Annotated in this window: 11 protein-coding genes; 6 read left to right on the top strand and 5 right to left on the bottom strand. The window is 73.0% G+C overall.

The genetic code is table 11. The annotated features are described in order from the left end of the window. The first annotated feature begins 60 nt into the window (after positions 1–60). Together ACZ5PB_RS00725 and ACZ5PB_RS00720 are read left to right on the top strand one after the other, a co-directional pair. A complete protein-coding gene (locus ACZ5PB_RS00725; protein WP_468686587.1) occupies positions 61–1,275 on the top strand; it encodes an acetyl-CoA C-acetyltransferase in 1,215 nt (404 codons plus the stop codon). Positions 1,276–1,331: 56 nt separating this feature from the next. Beyond that, positions 1,332–3,503 (top strand): 3-hydroxyacyl-CoA dehydrogenase NAD-binding domain-containing protein, encoded by a 2,172-nt coding sequence (locus ACZ5PB_RS00720; protein ID WP_468686585.1) that lies wholly within the window; start codon positions 1,332–1,334, stop codon positions 3,501–3,503. A gap of 89 nt (positions 3,504–3,592) precedes the next feature. Here the strand turns inward: ACZ5PB_RS00720 and ACZ5PB_RS00715 are convergent, their stop codons facing one another. Next, positions 3,593–4,330, bottom strand: a complete 738-nt coding sequence (locus ACZ5PB_RS00715; protein WP_468686583.1) for a MerR family transcriptional regulator — start codon at positions 4,328–4,330, stop codon at positions 3,593–3,595. Positions 4,331–4,535: 205 nt separating this feature from the next. Between ACZ5PB_RS00715 and ACZ5PB_RS00710 the strand changes: the two genes are divergently transcribed. After that, the gene (locus ACZ5PB_RS00710) at positions 4,536–6,362 is read left to right on the top strand and encodes an AMP-dependent synthetase/ligase (protein WP_468686582.1); all 1,827 of its coding nucleotides are present in this window, start codon (positions 4,536–4,538) and stop codon (positions 6,360–6,362) included. Positions 6,363–6,529: 167 nt separating this feature from the next. Here ACZ5PB_RS00710 and ACZ5PB_RS00705 read toward each other — a convergent pair whose 3' ends face one another. After that, positions 6,530–7,135, bottom strand: a complete 606-nt coding sequence (locus tag ACZ5PB_RS00705; RefSeq protein ID WP_468686581.1) for an MBL fold metallo-hydrolase — start codon at positions 7,133–7,135, stop codon at positions 6,530–6,532. 82 nt (positions 7,136–7,217) lie between these two features. On the opposite strand from ACZ5PB_RS00705, the gene ACZ5PB_RS00700 reads away from it, so the two are divergent. Next, positions 7,218–8,225 carry a GlxA family transcriptional regulator gene (locus ACZ5PB_RS00700; RefSeq protein ID WP_468686580.1) on the top strand — a complete coding sequence of 336 codons (1,008 nt, stop codon included), beginning with the start codon at positions 7,218–7,220 and terminating at the stop codon, positions 8,223–8,225. Here the strand turns inward: ACZ5PB_RS00700 and ACZ5PB_RS00695 are convergent. The 3 genes from ACZ5PB_RS00695 to ACZ5PB_RS00685 all read right to left on the bottom strand — a co-directional run bounded on the left by ACZ5PB_RS00695 (position 8,209) and on the right by ACZ5PB_RS00685 (position 11,389). Further along, complete coding sequence (locus ACZ5PB_RS00695; RefSeq protein ID WP_468686579.1) at positions 8,209–9,429, bottom strand: NAD(P)-binding protein; 1,221 nt, start codon at positions 9,427–9,429, stop codon at positions 8,209–8,211. The two genes, ACZ5PB_RS00700 and ACZ5PB_RS00695, sit on opposite strands and share 17 nt — an antisense overlap. A gap of 86 nt (positions 9,430–9,515) precedes the next feature. Beyond that, positions 9,516–10,166, bottom strand: a complete 651-nt coding sequence (locus ACZ5PB_RS00690; protein ID WP_468686578.1) for a response regulator — start codon at positions 10,164–10,166, stop codon at positions 9,516–9,518. Then, positions 10,154–11,389 (bottom strand): sensor histidine kinase, encoded by a 1,236-nt coding sequence (locus tag ACZ5PB_RS00685; protein ID WP_468686576.1) that lies wholly within the window; start codon positions 11,387–11,389, stop codon positions 10,154–10,156. Before ACZ5PB_RS00685 ends, ACZ5PB_RS00690 begins: the two co-directional genes overlap by 13 nt. Positions 11,390–11,499: 110 nt before the next feature. Here ACZ5PB_RS00685 and ACZ5PB_RS00680 point away from each other — a divergent pair, with 110 nt between their 5' ends. Next, positions 11,500–12,279 carry an ABC transporter ATP-binding protein gene (locus ACZ5PB_RS00680; RefSeq protein WP_468686575.1) on the top strand — a complete coding sequence of 260 codons (780 nt, stop codon included), beginning with the start codon at positions 11,500–11,502 and terminating at the stop codon, positions 12,277–12,279. Beyond that, the gene (locus tag ACZ5PB_RS00675) at positions 12,276–14,789 is read left to right on the top strand and encodes an FtsX-like permease family protein (protein ID WP_468686573.1); all 2,514 of its coding nucleotides are present in this window, start codon (positions 12,276–12,278) and stop codon (positions 14,787–14,789) included. The genes ACZ5PB_RS00680 and ACZ5PB_RS00675 overlap by 4 nt, the downstream gene beginning before the upstream one ends. The last annotated feature ends 12 nt before the right edge of the window (positions 14,790–14,801 follow it).

Here is a 14,801-nt window from a genome sequence, read left to right as displayed (position 1 = left end):
TCTCACTCTCATCCCTCTCCGCCCCTCTTCACCCTCTCCACCCCTCGAAAGGCTGCTGTCTTGAGCACCGAAGCGTTTGTGTACGACGCGATCCGCACCCCGCGCGGGCGCGGCAAGGCCAATGGCGCCCTGCACGGAACCAAGCCGATCGACCTCGTCGTCGGCCTCATCCACGCCATGCGGGAGCGCTTCCCCACCCTCGACCCGGCCGCCATCGACGACATCGTGCTCGGCGTCGTCGGCCCGGTCGGCGACCAGGGCTCCGACATCGCCCGCACCGCCGCGATCTCCGCCGGACTCCCCGACACGGTGGCCGGCGTGCAGGAGAACCGCTTCTGTGCGTCGGGCCTCGAAGCCGTCAACCTGGCCGCCATGAAGGTCCGTTCGGGCTGGGAGGACCTGGTCCTGGCCGGTGGCGTGGAGTCCATGTCCCGCGTCCCGATGGGCTCCGACGGCGGCGCCTGGTTCAACGACCCGATGACCAACTACGAGAACGGCTTCGTGCCGCAGGGCATCGGCGCCGACCTCATCGCCACCATCGAGGGCTACTCGCGGCGCGACGTCGACGAGTACGCCGCACTGTCCCAGGAGCGCGCCGCCGCGGCCTGGAAGGACGGCCGGTTCGCCCGTTCCGTCGTGCCCGTGCTCGACCGCAACGGCCTCCTCGTGCTCGACCACGACGAGCACATGCGCCCCGGCACCACCGCCGACTCGCTCTCCGCGCTCAAGCCCTCGTTCGCCGCGATCGGCGACATGGGCGGCTTCGACGCGGTCGCGCTGCAGAAGTACCACTGGGTCGAATCGATCGACCACGTGCACCACGCCGGCAACTCCTCCGGCATTGTCGACGGCGCTGCCCTGGTCGCCATCGGCACCAAGGAGGTCGGCGAGCGCTACGGGCTGACCCCCCGCGCCCGTATCGTCTCCGCCGCCGTGTCCGGCTCCGAGCCCACCATCATGCTCACCGGCCCCGCCCCGGCCACCCGCAAGGCCCTCGCCAAGGCGGGCCTGACCATCGACGACATCGACCTCGTCGAGATCAACGAGGCGTTCGCGGGCGTCGTCCTGCGGTTCGCCAAGGACATGGGCCTCTCCCTCGACAAGATCAACGTCAACGGCGGCGCCATCGCCATGGGCCACCCGCTGGGCGCCACCGGCGCGATGATCCTGGGCACCCTCGTCGACGAACTGGAGCGCCAGGACAAGCGGTACGGCCTGGCCACGCTGTGCGTCGGCGGCGGCATGGGTGTCGCCACCGTCGTCGAACGCCTCTGACGGCTCGTCCCGTCCCCGCCCCCTTACGCACACGGCCCTTACGGAGAATCCGGAACATGAGCGAGCCCACCACCATCCGCTGGGAACAGGACGAGACCGGCGTCGTCACCCTCACCTTCGACGACCCCCACCAGTCCGCGAACACCATGAACCAGGCTTTCAAGGACTCCATTGCCGCCGTCGCCGACCGCGCGGAGGCCGAGAAGGACTCCATCCGAGGCATCATCTACACCTCCGCGAAGAAGACCTTCTTCGCGGGCGGCGACCTCAAGGACATGATCAAGGTCGGCCCGGAGAACGCCCAGGCCGCCTTCGACACCGGCACCGCCATCAAGAGCTCGCTGCGCCGCATCGAGACCCTCGGCAAGCCCGTCGTCGCCGCGATCAACGGCGCTGCCCTGGGCGGCGGTTACGAGATCGCCCTCGCGTCCCACCACCGGGTCGCCCTCGACGCCCCCGGCTCCAAGATCGGCCTGCCGGAGGTCACGCTCGGCCTGCTCCCGGCGGGCGGCGGCGTCACCCGTACCGTACGGCTCATGGGCATCGCGGACGCCCTGCTGAAGGTCCTCCTCCAGGGCACCCAGTACACCCCGCGGCGCGCGCTGGAGAACGGCCTCGTCCACGAGGTCGTCGCCACCCGCGAGGAGATGCTCGCCAAGGCCCGCGCGTTCATCGACGCGCACCCGGAATCCCAGCAGCCGTGGGACGTCAAGGGGTACAAGATCCCCGGCGGCACCCCGTCCAACCCGCGCTTCGCCGCGAACCTCCCGGCGTTCCCGGCGAACCTCAAGAAGCAGACGGGCGGCGCCAACTACCCCGCCCCGCGCAACATCCTGGCCGCCGCCGTCGAGGGTTCGCAGGTCGACTTCGACACCGCGCTGACCATCGAGGCCCGCTACTTCACCGAGCTGGTGACGGGCCAGGTCGCGAAGAACATGATCCAGGCGTTCTTCTTCGACCTCCAGGCCGTCAACTCCGGTGCCAACCGCCCCAAGGGCATCGAGCCCCGCAAGGTCCGCAAGGTCGCGGTCCTCGGCGCGGGCATGATGGGCGCCGGAATCGCCTACTCCTGCGCCCGCGCGGGCATCGAGGTCGTCCTCAAGGACGTCACCCCGGAGGCCGCCGCCAAGGGCAAGGCGTACAGCGAGAAGCTCCTCACCAAGGCGCTCAGCCGGGGCCGCACCACCGAGGCCAAGCGCGACGAACTGCTCGCCCGCATCACCGCGACCGCCGACCCGGCGGACCTCGCGGGCTGCGACGCCGTCATCGAGGCCGTCTTCGAGGACACCGGCCTCAAGCACAAGGTGTTCCAGGAGATCCAGGACATCGTCGAGCCCGACGCGCTGCTCTGCTCCAACACCTCCACCCTCCCCATCACCGGCCTGGCGGAAGGCGTCTCGCGCCCCGTCGACTTCATCGGCCTGCACTTCTTCTCGCCGGTCGACAAGATGCCGCTGGTCGAGATCATCAAGGGCGACGCCACCGGCGACGAGGCACTGGCCCGCGCCTTCGACCTGGTGCGCCAGATCAAGAAGACGCCGATCGTCGTCAACGACAGCCGCGGCTTCTTCACCTCCCGCGTCATCGGCCACTTCATCAACGAGGGCGTCGCCATGGTCGGAGAGGGCATCGAGCCCGCGTCGATCGAGCAGGCGGCGGCCCAGGCCGGCTACCCGGCGAAGGTCCTCTCCCTGATGGACGAGCTGACCCTCACCCTGCCGCGCAAGATCCGCAACGAGACCAAGAAGGCCGTCGAGGCGGCGGGCGGGGTGTGGCCCGGCCACCCGTCGGACGCGGTCATCGACCGGATGGTCGACGAGTTCGGCCGGCCCGGACGCAGCGGTGGCGGCGGCTTCTACGAGTACGGCGACGACGGCAGGCGCACGCGGCTGTGGCCGGGCCTGCGCGAACACTTCACCAGGCCGGACTCCGAGATCCCCTTCCGCGACATGCAGGAGCGGATGCTCTTCTCCGAGGCCATCGACACCGTCCGCCTCTTCGAGGAGGGCGTCCTCACCTCGGTCGCCGACGCCAACATCGGCTCCATCATGGGCATCGGCTTCCCGGCCTGGACGGGCGGCGTGATCCAGTACATCAACGGTTACGAGGGCGGCCCGGCCGGATTCGTCGCCCGCGCACGCGAACTGGCGGCAACGTACGGCGACCGCTTCCAGCCGACGGCACTGCTGATCGAGAAGGCGGAGAAGGGCGAGAGGTTCAGCGACTGACCGGCTGACCGACTCACCGGGGCCCGTCGGACGACTCCTGCCCGACGGGCCCCACCCGTAACCGGCCTCTTCGCCCGCCGCCCCCCGCCTCAGCTCTCGTCGACGAACGCGGCTCGCAGTTCCTCCTTCAGGGACCGCTGGAAGGCGGTCACCAGTGCCTGGAGGACCATCGGCTGCATGTGCGCGGACAGCGACTTCATCGCCTCCACGTGCTGCGGGTCCGACTCGCGCTCCCGATACGGGCTCCACACCTCGTCGCGGAACAGGTGCGTCAGTTCCCGGGCCGCCGCGCGCGTGTGTTCCATGAGGATCGTCCGCGCGGCCAGGATCGTCTCGTGCGCGATGGGTACGCCCAGCAGCTGGACCCCCAGCGCGAGCAGACCGGGGTCCACCCGGAAGGTGTCGGGGGACTCGGCGCGCTCCAGCACGTTCATCGCGGCCAGTCGGTCGATGTCCACGTCCGACAGCGGCCGGCCCGCCCGCCGCTCCAGCTCCGCCCGGGTCGCGTCCTCCGCCGAGTCCGGCGCCCAGGACGCCACCACCGCACGGTGAATGGCCAGGTCGTGCGCGCTCAGATCCGGCGGCAACTGCTCCAGATAGCGCTCGATGGCGGCCAGCGTCATGCCGTGGTGCTGCAACTCCTCGATGAGCGCGAGGCGGGAGAGGTGCTCGGGGCCGTAGTGGCCGACCCGGCGTGGGCCGATCACCGGGGGAGGGAGGAGGCCCTTGGTGCTGTAGAAGCGGATGGTACGGACGGTGACACCGGCGCGCGCGGCCAGCTCGTCGACGGTGAGCGTCGGTTCCCCGATACCGGTGGTCGTCGTCATGGTTCCCGTGCCCCGTTCTCGCGCCCGTGCGCCGTGCGCCGTCTGCCGTATGCCCTGTGCCGCATGCCGTGCGGTGCATGCCGTGCGGTGCAACAGTATTGCTGTCTCACCACTGTTGTGAAAGCCTCCCGGAACGTCCGGGCAATTGCCCGGCCACGCACGCACAGTCGATGCCACGCCCAGTCACGGACGATTCGAGGCGGCCATGACCACGATTCTGCGACTTCCCGCCGATCCGGCAGAACTCACCCTTCCCGCACTGCTGCTGCGCAACACCGAGGACCACGGCGACCTCCCCGCCCTCTCCTGGCGCGCCGGCGGTCCGCAGGGGGCGGCCGGCTGGACCTCCCTCACCTGGCGCGAGGTCCGCAGGAAGACCGCCGTCCTCGCCGCCGGGTACGCGGCACTGGGCGTGCGGCGCGGCGAGCAGGTGCTCATGATGATGGGCAACCGCCCCGAGCACTGGCTCAGCGACCTCGCCCTCACCCACCTCGGCGCGATCCCGGTCTCCGTGTACGGGACGGCCGCACCCGAGCAGATCGCGCACATCGCCCGGCACAGCGGAGCCCGCCACGCGATCGTCGAGGGCGCGGCCGAACTCCCCCGCTGGGAAGCCGTACTGGCCGACCCGAAGACCCCGCTGGAGAAGCTCGTGGTGGTGGAACCGGCCCAGGCGGGCCCGCACCGCACCTACGGCTCCCTGCACGCGACCGGCGGCCGCGTCTTCGACCCGGCCGCCTTCGAGAAGGGCTGGCAGGAGACCCGCGCCGACGACATCCTCACCGTCGTCTACACCTCGGGCACCACCGGCGACCCCAAGGGCGTCCCGATCACCCACCGCATGGTGGTGACCAACGCGCTCGCCCTGGACCGGGTCGTCGACCTTCCCGGCCACGTCGAGCACCTCTGCTACCTCCCTTTCGCGCACATCGCGGAACGGATGCTCGGCATCTACCTCCCGGTCTTCCGCGCCTCCCACGTTCACCTCTGCACGGACCCCAGCCAAGTCGCCGCGACCGCAAGGGAGTTGCATCCCGCGCAGTTCTTCGGAGTGCCCCGGGTCTGGGAGAAGCTGGCCGCCTCGGTGCAGGCGGCGCTCGCCGGGCTGCCGGCCGAGCAGCGGGCGGCCGTGGACGCGGCGGCCGAGACCGCGCGGGCCCATGTCGCGTACCGGGAGAAGGGCGAGGAGCCGCCGCCCGAACTGGCGGCGGCGTACCTGGCAGCCAAGACCCGCGTACTGGACCCGCTGCTCTCCCTCGCGGGCTTCGACCGGCTGGTCTGGACGGCGAGCGCGTCAGCCCCGATGCCGCTCGAAGTGACCCGCTTCTGGGCCGGGTTCGGCATCGTGATCATGGATGCCTGGGGGCTGACGGAGACGGTCGGCGTCTGCACCGCCAACAGCCCCACCCACGGCTTCCGCCTCGGTTCCGTCGGCCGCCCCCTGGCGGGACTGGAGCTCAAGGTGGCGGACGACGGCGAGATCCTGGTGCGCGGCGAGACGGTCTTCACCGGCTATCTGCGCGCCGACGGCACGCACGAACCCGCGCTGGACGCCGACGGCTGGTTCGCCACCGGCGACATCGGCAGGGTCGACGAGGACGGCTACCTCTGGCTGACCGACCGCAAGAAGGAAATGATCGTCACCTCGACCGGCAAGAACGTCTCCCCGGCCCTGGTGGAGAACACCCTCAAGGAACACCCCCTGATCGGCCAGGCCCTGGTGCACGGCGACGGCCGCTCGTACGTGGTGGCCCTGCTGGTACTGGACGGGGAAACGGCCCCGGCGTGGGCGGCGGCGCAGGGTGTCGAAGGGCCGGTGACCCCGGAGAATCCGGCGGTACGGGAGGAGATCGCGCGCGCCGTGGAGAGGGCGAACGCCCGGCTGAACCGGACCGAACAGGTCAAGCGCTACCGGCTGCTGAGCGAGGAGTGGAGCCCGGCCACGGGAGAGCTGACCCCCTCGCTGAAGCTTCGGCGCAGGGTGATCCGCGAGAAGTACGGGGCCGAGATAGACGCGCTGTACGAGGGCTGAGCGGCGAAGTGAAGTCGGGGGGCGTTGGTTCGGGGGGCGCGGGTTCGGGCTGGGGCGACGTGCGGAATCCGCCGAAGTCCGGACCCGCGCCCGCCCAGCCCCTCCCCGGCCGCATCGTGCCCGCCCACCAACACCGCCTGCACCGCCACCGCTCACACCGCCACCGCCTACACCGGCACGCCCTCGCCCTTCGCCCCGAACGCCGCCCCGTGCCCCGGCACGATCACGTCCGCCAGCCCCAGCACCCGCAGCCGTGACGCCCGAAGCACCTCCAGGTCCGGCGCCACCGGGTCGACCAGCGGTCCGTTCGGCCGCCACCACAGGTCGCCCGCGAACGCCACCACTCCGTCCGGCGTCCCCGCCAGCAGCGTGATGTCCTCCGGGCTGTGCCCCGGTGCGTGGATCAGGCGCAGCGAGGGCGTCAGCTCGTACCCCTCGGCGTCCCGGTCCGTCCACTGGTCGCCCTCGTAGACCGCCTTGTGGTCGTGCACCCGGGCCCGCCCGAAGAGCCCGACGTTGATGATGTTGTCCGGGTGGTGGTGGCTGAGCACCACGTCGGTGATGTCGTCCGCCGTGAGCCCCAGCTCGGCCAGCGGGCCCAGGATGCTGTCGGGGCCGGGCACCATCCCCGGGTCGAAGATCACGTGCCGGTCGCCGTCGGTGACGTACGAGACGGTGGCGGCGACGCCGGGTCCGGTCGAGAGGGTGTAGCCGGTGTGGAGCACCGTGTAGGAGGCGGTGCGGGCGAGGGGCGCTTCGGTCGTCGTCTTCATGTCCCCAAGGATTCCGGTCGCCGTCCTTCGCTACGAGTGGCCCTTCTGCCACTGATCGCGGGAATCGTGCCAGACTTCCCGCATGACCTCCGCCCCGCCCCAACCAGCAAGCACCGGCGAGCCGTTGGGCGGTGCCGGCCGGCCCTTCCTCCGTATCGCCGCCTACGCACCGCCCGGTGCCGGTCTGCTCTCGCTCGGGCTCGTGTCCGAGATATTCGACCCCCGCCCCGGCCTCCCCGCCTTCGACTTCGCCCTGTGCACCGACCGTCCCGGCGTGCTGCGCACCGACGTCGGCGTGCCCCTCACCGTCACTCACGGCCTCGACCGGATCGCCACCGCCGACCTGGTGCTCGCCCTGCCCTGGGCGGACTTCCGCACCCCGCCCCCGGCCCCCGTCCTCGACGCGCTCAACGCCGCCCACGCACGCGGCGCCCTCGTCGCCGCGCACTGCGTCGGCGCGTTCGCCCTCGCCGCCGCGGGGCTGCTCGACGGGCGCAGGGCCACCACCCACTGGCGGTTCGCCGCACTCCTGGCCGGCCGCCACCCGGACACCACCGTCGACGCGGACGCCCTCTACGTCGACGAGGGACAGGTCGTCACGGGCGCCGGTGCCGCCGCGGGCTTCGACCTCTGCCTGCACCTGGTCCGCCGCGAGCACGGCGCCGCCGTCGCCAACGCCGTCGCCCGCGACCTGGTCCTGCCCTCCCACCGCGAGGGCGGCCAGTCGCAGTACCTGGCGGCCCCCGCCCCCGAGGACTGCCGGGACGAACGCCTCGCCGACGTCCTGGCCTGGGCCCGCGCCCACCTCCACGAGCCGCTCCCGGTCGCGGAACTGGCCCGCCGCGCCCTGATGAGCCGCCGCTCCTTCGCCCGCCGCTTCGCCGCCGCGACGGGCACCACCCCGCACGCCTGGCTGGTCAACCTCCGGCTGACGGCGGCCGAGGAGCTCCTGGAGACCACCGACCTGCCGGTCGAGGAGGTCGCCCACCGCGTCGGCTACACGAGCGCCGCCGTCCTGCGCGAACAGTTCGTACGCCGCCGGGGCGTGCCGCCCCGCTCCTACCGCCGCTCCTTCACCCGCGCCCCGTAGGCGCGGCCCAGTCCATCCCCTTCGCCGGCGGTGCCGGGACGCGCCCCGCCGCCGTCGCCGCGAGCTCCCCGGCCCGTACCCCGCTGAAGACCGAGATCTCGCCGCGCATCCCCGGGGCCGCCACCATGTCCCCGGCCAGGAACACCCCGTCACCGCGCTCGATCGCCGGGCGGTCCGCCCAGGTCGTCCCCGGCAGATCGAGTGCGCCCGTACGGCCCTTGGCGGTGGCGGTACGGCTCCAGGTCAGCCGCTCCCGCCACCCGGGCACCGTCAGGTCCGCCAGCCCCTCCAGCCGCTCCCGCGCGTCCGCCAGGCTCTCGCCCGCGCGCACCGGCATGTCCAGCTGGAACAGCGACTCGCCGCGCGGCGCGACGGTCGGATCCTGCATCGAGTACGACTCGTGGAAACCCCCGCCGTCCAGGTCGAAGGCGATGAACCGGTCCTTCCCGCCCTCCTTCCCGGCCCGCACCGCCAGGTCGAGCAGCACCACGTGCCCGCTCTCCCAGACGAGTGAGTCGTCGCCCAACAGCCGCCGCGCGGAGGCGAGTTCGGTGGCCACCACCACCGGCCGGTCCGTCGGGAGCTCCGTCGTCCGCTCACCCAGGTGGATCTTCACCCCGGCCTCCCGCACCCGCTCGGCCAACCGGTCGAGCACCGCCTGCCAGCCGCCCTCCACCCACCGCACGGTCGGCACCGCAGGCGCGAACACCCGGCACCACAGGCCCCACACGAACGCGGCCGACAGCCGTCCCGTGTCAGCGTCGTACGTCACCACGCCGATGGCCCGCGCCGCCGCCCGCGCGGCCCGCTCGCCGTACTTCGCAGAAGCCCACTCGTGGAAGGAGACGTCCACCGGGGCGGTGCGCGGCCGGCCCGGCATCATCATCCGCAGCAGACCGGCGGGCGGCATCGACCGCAGCCGCCCCTCCCGTACGAAACCCAGCTTCAGGTCCCGCACCGAGGGCCGCCCCAACTTGCCCACCAGGTCACGGTCGGTGAGCCACTTCCAGTGCGCGAGGTCGGCGTAGAACACGTGCGGACCCTCGTGCGCCCGGTACGGGGCGGCGGTCGCGCGGCCCCGTCCGCCCAGCGTGTCGTGGGCCTCGAACAGGTCCACGGTCGCGCCGGCCTCGGCCGCGGTGAGTGCCGCGGCCAGCCCGGCGAGACCTCCACCGACGACGGTTACATTGCCTGTTGCGGACATGGCCGGCTCCCTGGTGACTGCGGTGCGGCGACCGGGTGCGGTGCGCCTTCCCCCCACGGACGTACCGCGGCCCCCGGTGTGTGACATCAACCCCGCAGGAACGCCAGTACCGCCAGCACCCTGCGGTGGTCGTCCGGCGCGGGCGGCAGGTCCAGCTTCTGGAGGATGCCCGCGATGTGCTTGGCGACCGCGGCCTCCGTGACGACCAGCTCCCTGGCGACCGCCGCGTTGGAGCGGCCCTCCGCCATCAGACCGAGTACCTCCCGCTCGCGCGGGGTCAGCCGCAGCAGCGGATCCCGGCGGCGCGCCAGCAACTGGCGTACGACCTCGGGGTCGACGACCATCCCGCCGTCCGCGACCCGCCCCACCGCGTCCATGAACTCCTCGACGTCGCCGATCCGGTCCTTGAGGAGGTACCCGGTGCCCGCCCCGCGCCGGTCCTCCAGCAACTCCTCGGCGAAGGTCTGCTCCACGTACTGGCTCAGCACCAGCGCCGACAACTCCGGCTGTTCGGACTGGAGTTCGCGGATCGCGCGCAGGCCCTCGTCCGTGAAGCGCGGCGGCATCCGCACATCGACGATCACCAGGTCGGGGCGGTGCTGCCGGGCCGCCCCGATCAGCGAGGGGCCGTCGCCGACGGCAGCGGGGACGGTGTGTCCGAACCGCTCAAGGAGGCCGACCAGACCTTCCCGCAACAGCACCGCGTCCTCCGCCAGCACCACTCTCAGGCTCCGCACGAAGCCGCCTCCCGCACCGTGCCGTCCACCGCGTCCACCGGAATCTCCACTCTCAGCAGCGTCGGCCCGCCCGCCGGGCTCGACACCAGCATCCTGCCGTCCACCGCCGCCACCCGGTCGGCCAGCCCTGTGAGACCGGACCCGGCCGCCGGGTCGGCGCCGCCGCGCCCGTCGTCGTACACCTCGATCAAGAGGTTGCCGGAGACCAGGCCCCCGGTGATGCGGACCCGGGTGGCCGCGCTGTGCCTGGCCGTGTTGGTGAGGGCCTCGCAGACCGCGAAGTACGCCGCGACCTCCACCGACTCGGCCAGGCGGCAGGGCAGTCGGAGGTCGGTGTCCACCGGGATCGGCGAGCGGCCCGCCACATCCCGTACCGCCGCCGGAAGCCCCCGTTCCGTCAGTACCTGCGGATGGACGCCCCGGATCAGCTCGCGCAGCTCGCCCAGCGCCTCCTTCGCCATCGCGTGCGCCTCCGCCACCTCCTGCGCCGCGCGCGAACCGGCCGGGAGGCCCGCCCGGGCCAGGTCCAGCTTGGCGAGGCCCAGCTTCATCGTCAGGGCCACCAGGCGCTGCTGAGCCCCGTCGTGCAGGTCCCGCTCGATCCGCCGCCGTTCGGCCTCGTAGGCGTCGACGAGACGCGCCCTGGAGGCACGTACCTGGGTCAACTCGGCTTCCTGCGGGGCAAGTACGGCCCGCGCCAGCGCCCCTCTGGCCCCCGCCCACGCCGCGATCGGGTACGCGGCCACCGGCAGCAGCAGCACCCCGGCGACCGGACCGGCGACCGAGGCCCACGCCTGAGCACCCGGCTGGAAGGGAGCCGTGGCGAGCACCCCCGGAATCCCCAGCGCGACCAGCACCAGCGAGAGGTCCGCCCAGCCCACCGCCAGCACCGACACCGCCCCGTACGCGGCCCCCCGCAGCCCGGCGGGAGTCCGCAGCGGCTGCCGTACGGGAGCGGCGTCCGCGTCCACCAGCCGCAGCCGCCACCGCTCCACCGGACCCGCCAGCAACCCCACGACGACCGGCACCAGCAGGGCGCACACCACCGTCGTCACGAGCCCGATCCGCTCGCTGGCCGCCACCACCCCACCCACCGCGAGCCACGCCCCCACCCCGAGCAGCCCGCCGGAGAGCAGATGGCACAGGGCGCGCCAGGGCCACGACGTACGGAGGAAGCCCACGGGGTGGCGGGTCAGCGCCTCCAGGATGTTCCGGCTGGTCATCCGACCGACACTAGTAGCAGCGGGGCGGCCGGACAGTAGTGCTGGGTGGAGTATCGGGACTAGCGCCCGCGCGCATGTGTCCCGCCCGCCCGGCGGCTTGACTCGACGACATGCCGACGCACACACAGACCACCCTCGCCAAGGGCGCCGACACCGGTTCCCGGCCCGTCCGACTGGCCGCCCTCACCAAGAGGTTCGGGACCGGCGACCGCGCCGTGAACGCCCTGGACGGCGTCACCCTCGACTTCGCGGCGGGCACCATGACCGCCGTGATGGGCCCCTCCGGGTCCGGGAAGTCCACCCTCCTGCAGTGCGCGGCCGGTCTCGACCGCCCCACCTCCGGGACCGTCGCCCTCGACGGCACCCCGCTCGAAGACCTCGACGAGACCGCGCTCACCCTGCTGCGCCGCGACCGCGTCGGCTTCGTCTTCCAGGCGTTCAACCTGGTCTCCTCGCTCACCGCCGCCCAGAACGTCGCCCTGCCGCTGCTGCTCGCGGGCCGCCGCCCCGACCCGGCGCGGATCGCCGCCGCGCTCGCCGAGGTGGGCCTCGCCGAACGGGCCGGACACCGCCCCTCGCAGCTCTCCGGCGGCCAGCAGCAGCGCGTGGCACTGGCCCGCGCGCTGATCTCCCGGCCCGCGGTCCTGTTCGCCGACGAACCGACCGGCGCCCTCGACATCAAGTCGTCCCGGACCGTGCTGGGCCTCCTGCGCGCACTGGCCGACCAGTACGGGCAGACCGTGATCATGGTGACCCACGACCCCGCAGCCGCCTCCTACGCCGACAGGGTCGTCCTCCTGGCCGACGGCAGGATCGCCGACGAGATCACCACCCGCTCCGGCGCCGAGACCATCGCCTCGCGCATGGCGGTACTGGAGGAGCAGGCATGAGCACCCCTTCGGGCACGAGCACCGCGCCGAGCACCCCGCCGGGCGTCACCGCCAAGCCGGGCAGGAGCACCACCCGCTCCTCAGCGGGCCTCCCGCTCTCCTTCGCCCTCGCCGCCGTCCGCGAGCGCCGCACCGCCTTCGCCGGGTCGTTCGTCGCCCTGTGCCTGGGCGTCGCCATCCTCTGCGCGACCCTGCTGATCCTGCTGTCCGGCGGCAGCGGGGTGCCCGACCGTTACGCGGGCAGCCCCGTCCTCGTACAGGCGCCGAAATCCCCGGCGGCCGGGGCCGCCTTCCTCGACCGGCCGCCGTGGTCCTCGGACCGCACCCGGGAGCTGACCCGCACCCTGGCCGCCCTGCCGGGGGTCGAGCAGGTGGTCCAGGACCACTCCTTCCCAGCCCAGGCGGTACGGGAGGACGGCCGCCCGCTCGACGAGCAGCGGGCCGGCGAACGGCAGGGCCACGCCTGGTCCGGCGCGGCTCTCGCCCCGTACGCGATCAAGACGGGACGCGCCCCTAGCGGGCCCCAAGAGGTCGCCGTACCAGACGAGTTGGGGCTCAGGCCGGGGGAGCGGATCAGTCTCGTCACCGCCAAGGGGCCCGAGCCCCACACCGTCTCCGGCACCGTCGGAGGACCCGGCTACTACCTCACGGAGACCCGCGCGCAAGCCCTCTCCGGCGGCGTACGCGTGATCGGTCTGCTGCTCGCGGACGGCACCGACCCGGCCACCGTCGCCGCCGCCGCGACCCGGGCAGTCGGCGCCGCCGGGACCGTCCTCACCGGGGACGAGCGGGAGGCCCTCGCTCCCGTGGGGGACGAGAAGACCCGCTGGATCGGCGCCCAGGTGCTCGCCGCCATGGCCGCGCTCTCCGGCTTCGTCACCGTCTTCGTCGTCTCGTCCACCTTCGCCTTCGGGGTGTCCCAACGCCGCCGGGAACTGGGCATGTTGAGGACCCTCGGCGCCACCCCCAGGCAGCTCCGCCGGATGCTGTACGCGGAAGCGCTGTGCGTCGGCGCGGTCGGCGCCGCCGCCGGAGCGCTCCTCGGCGCCCTCCTGGCACCCGCCCTCGGCGCGCTGCTCGTGGACACCGGTTTCCAGCCGCAGGGCTTCGAGGTGCACCAGACGCTCTGGGTACCGGCGGCCGCGTGGGCCGTGGGACTCGGCGTCGCCCTCGCGGGGGTGTGGTCGGCGGCCCGGCGCGCGGCCGCAACCGCCCCGCTGGAGGCACTGCGCGAGGCCGCCGTCGACGACCGGCCGCTGTCCCGGGGGCGGCTGTTCACCGGCCTCGGCTTCACCGCGCTGGGCTGCGGGACCGCCGTCGCCTCCGCGAGCGCGGAGGCCAGCGACATGATCACCTTCGCGCTGGCCACCGCCGTCGGACTGATCACCGGTGTCGCACTGCTCACCCCGGCGCTGCTCCCGCCGCTGATCCGCCTCGTCACCCGGCCGCTGGCCCGGCACGGCGGCGCCACCGCACTGCTGGTCCGCGAGGGCGTAAGGACCGCCGTCCGGCGCACCGCGTCCACCGTGACCCCCGTACTCGCCACCCTCGGCTTCGTCGTGCTCATCACGGGCAACACCCAGACGTCCGCCCAGTCCTACCGCACCGAGGAAGCCGTCTCCGTACGGGCACAAGGGGCCGTCGTCGCCGACGGCACCCCCGGCATCAGCGATGCCGCCACCGCACGCATCGAGGGGGCCGCACTCCTGCCCACCACCGTCCACACGGCCACCGGGCCGCTCACCGCCGCGGGCATCGACCCGGCGGCCTTCACCGCCGCGCACCCCAGGCTGAAGGTCGTCTCCGGTTCGCTCGCCGCACTGGACGCGCCGGGCACGATCGCGGTCACCGAGTCCGTACGCAACGCCCTCGCCACCGGCTCCCCGTCGGCGCTCACCTTCGAGGACGGCCGTACGGAGAAACCGCGCATCGTCGCCGTACTGGCGGACCGATCGGCCCCGTACCAGGCCCTGTTGAGCCGGGCCAACGTCCGCGCCCACGACCCCGCCGCCCTCACGGAAACCGTCTACCGCACCGGCCCCGAGTCCCCACCGCCGCCCGGCACCCGGGAGATGACCCTCGCCTCCCACGCGGGCCGCGCGGACGCGGAAGAGGACCGCCTCGTGGAGATCTTCACCCTCCTCCTGGTCGCCATGTCCGCCGGCTACACCGGCATCGCGGTCGCCAACACCCTCCTCATGGCCACCGCCGACCGCCTCGGCGACTTCCGGGTGCTGCGCCTCTCGGGCGCCTCGCCCCGGCAGGTGCTGGGGACGGTCGCGGGCGAGACGGTCTTCGTCGTCGCCCTCGGTGCCCTCCTCGGCGGTCTGGTCGCCGTGCCGTCGCTGCTCGGCATCCGCGCCGGACTGAGCGACCTGCTCGGCATCCCGGTGGAGCTGGTGGTCCCGTGGGCGCCGGTGCTGGCGGCGGTCGGCGGCTGCCTGCTGCTGGCCCTCGCGGCGAGCGTGCTGCCGGCCCGGTCGGCACTGCGGGCGGCGTCGGCCCGCTGACCCGCACGGGGC

It is taken from the genome of Streptomyces sp. NPDC032721, from assembly GCF_055579625.1.
The sequence above is the reverse complement of the archived record's forward strand: the minus strand, read 5'-3'. Positions and strand labels throughout refer to the sequence as shown.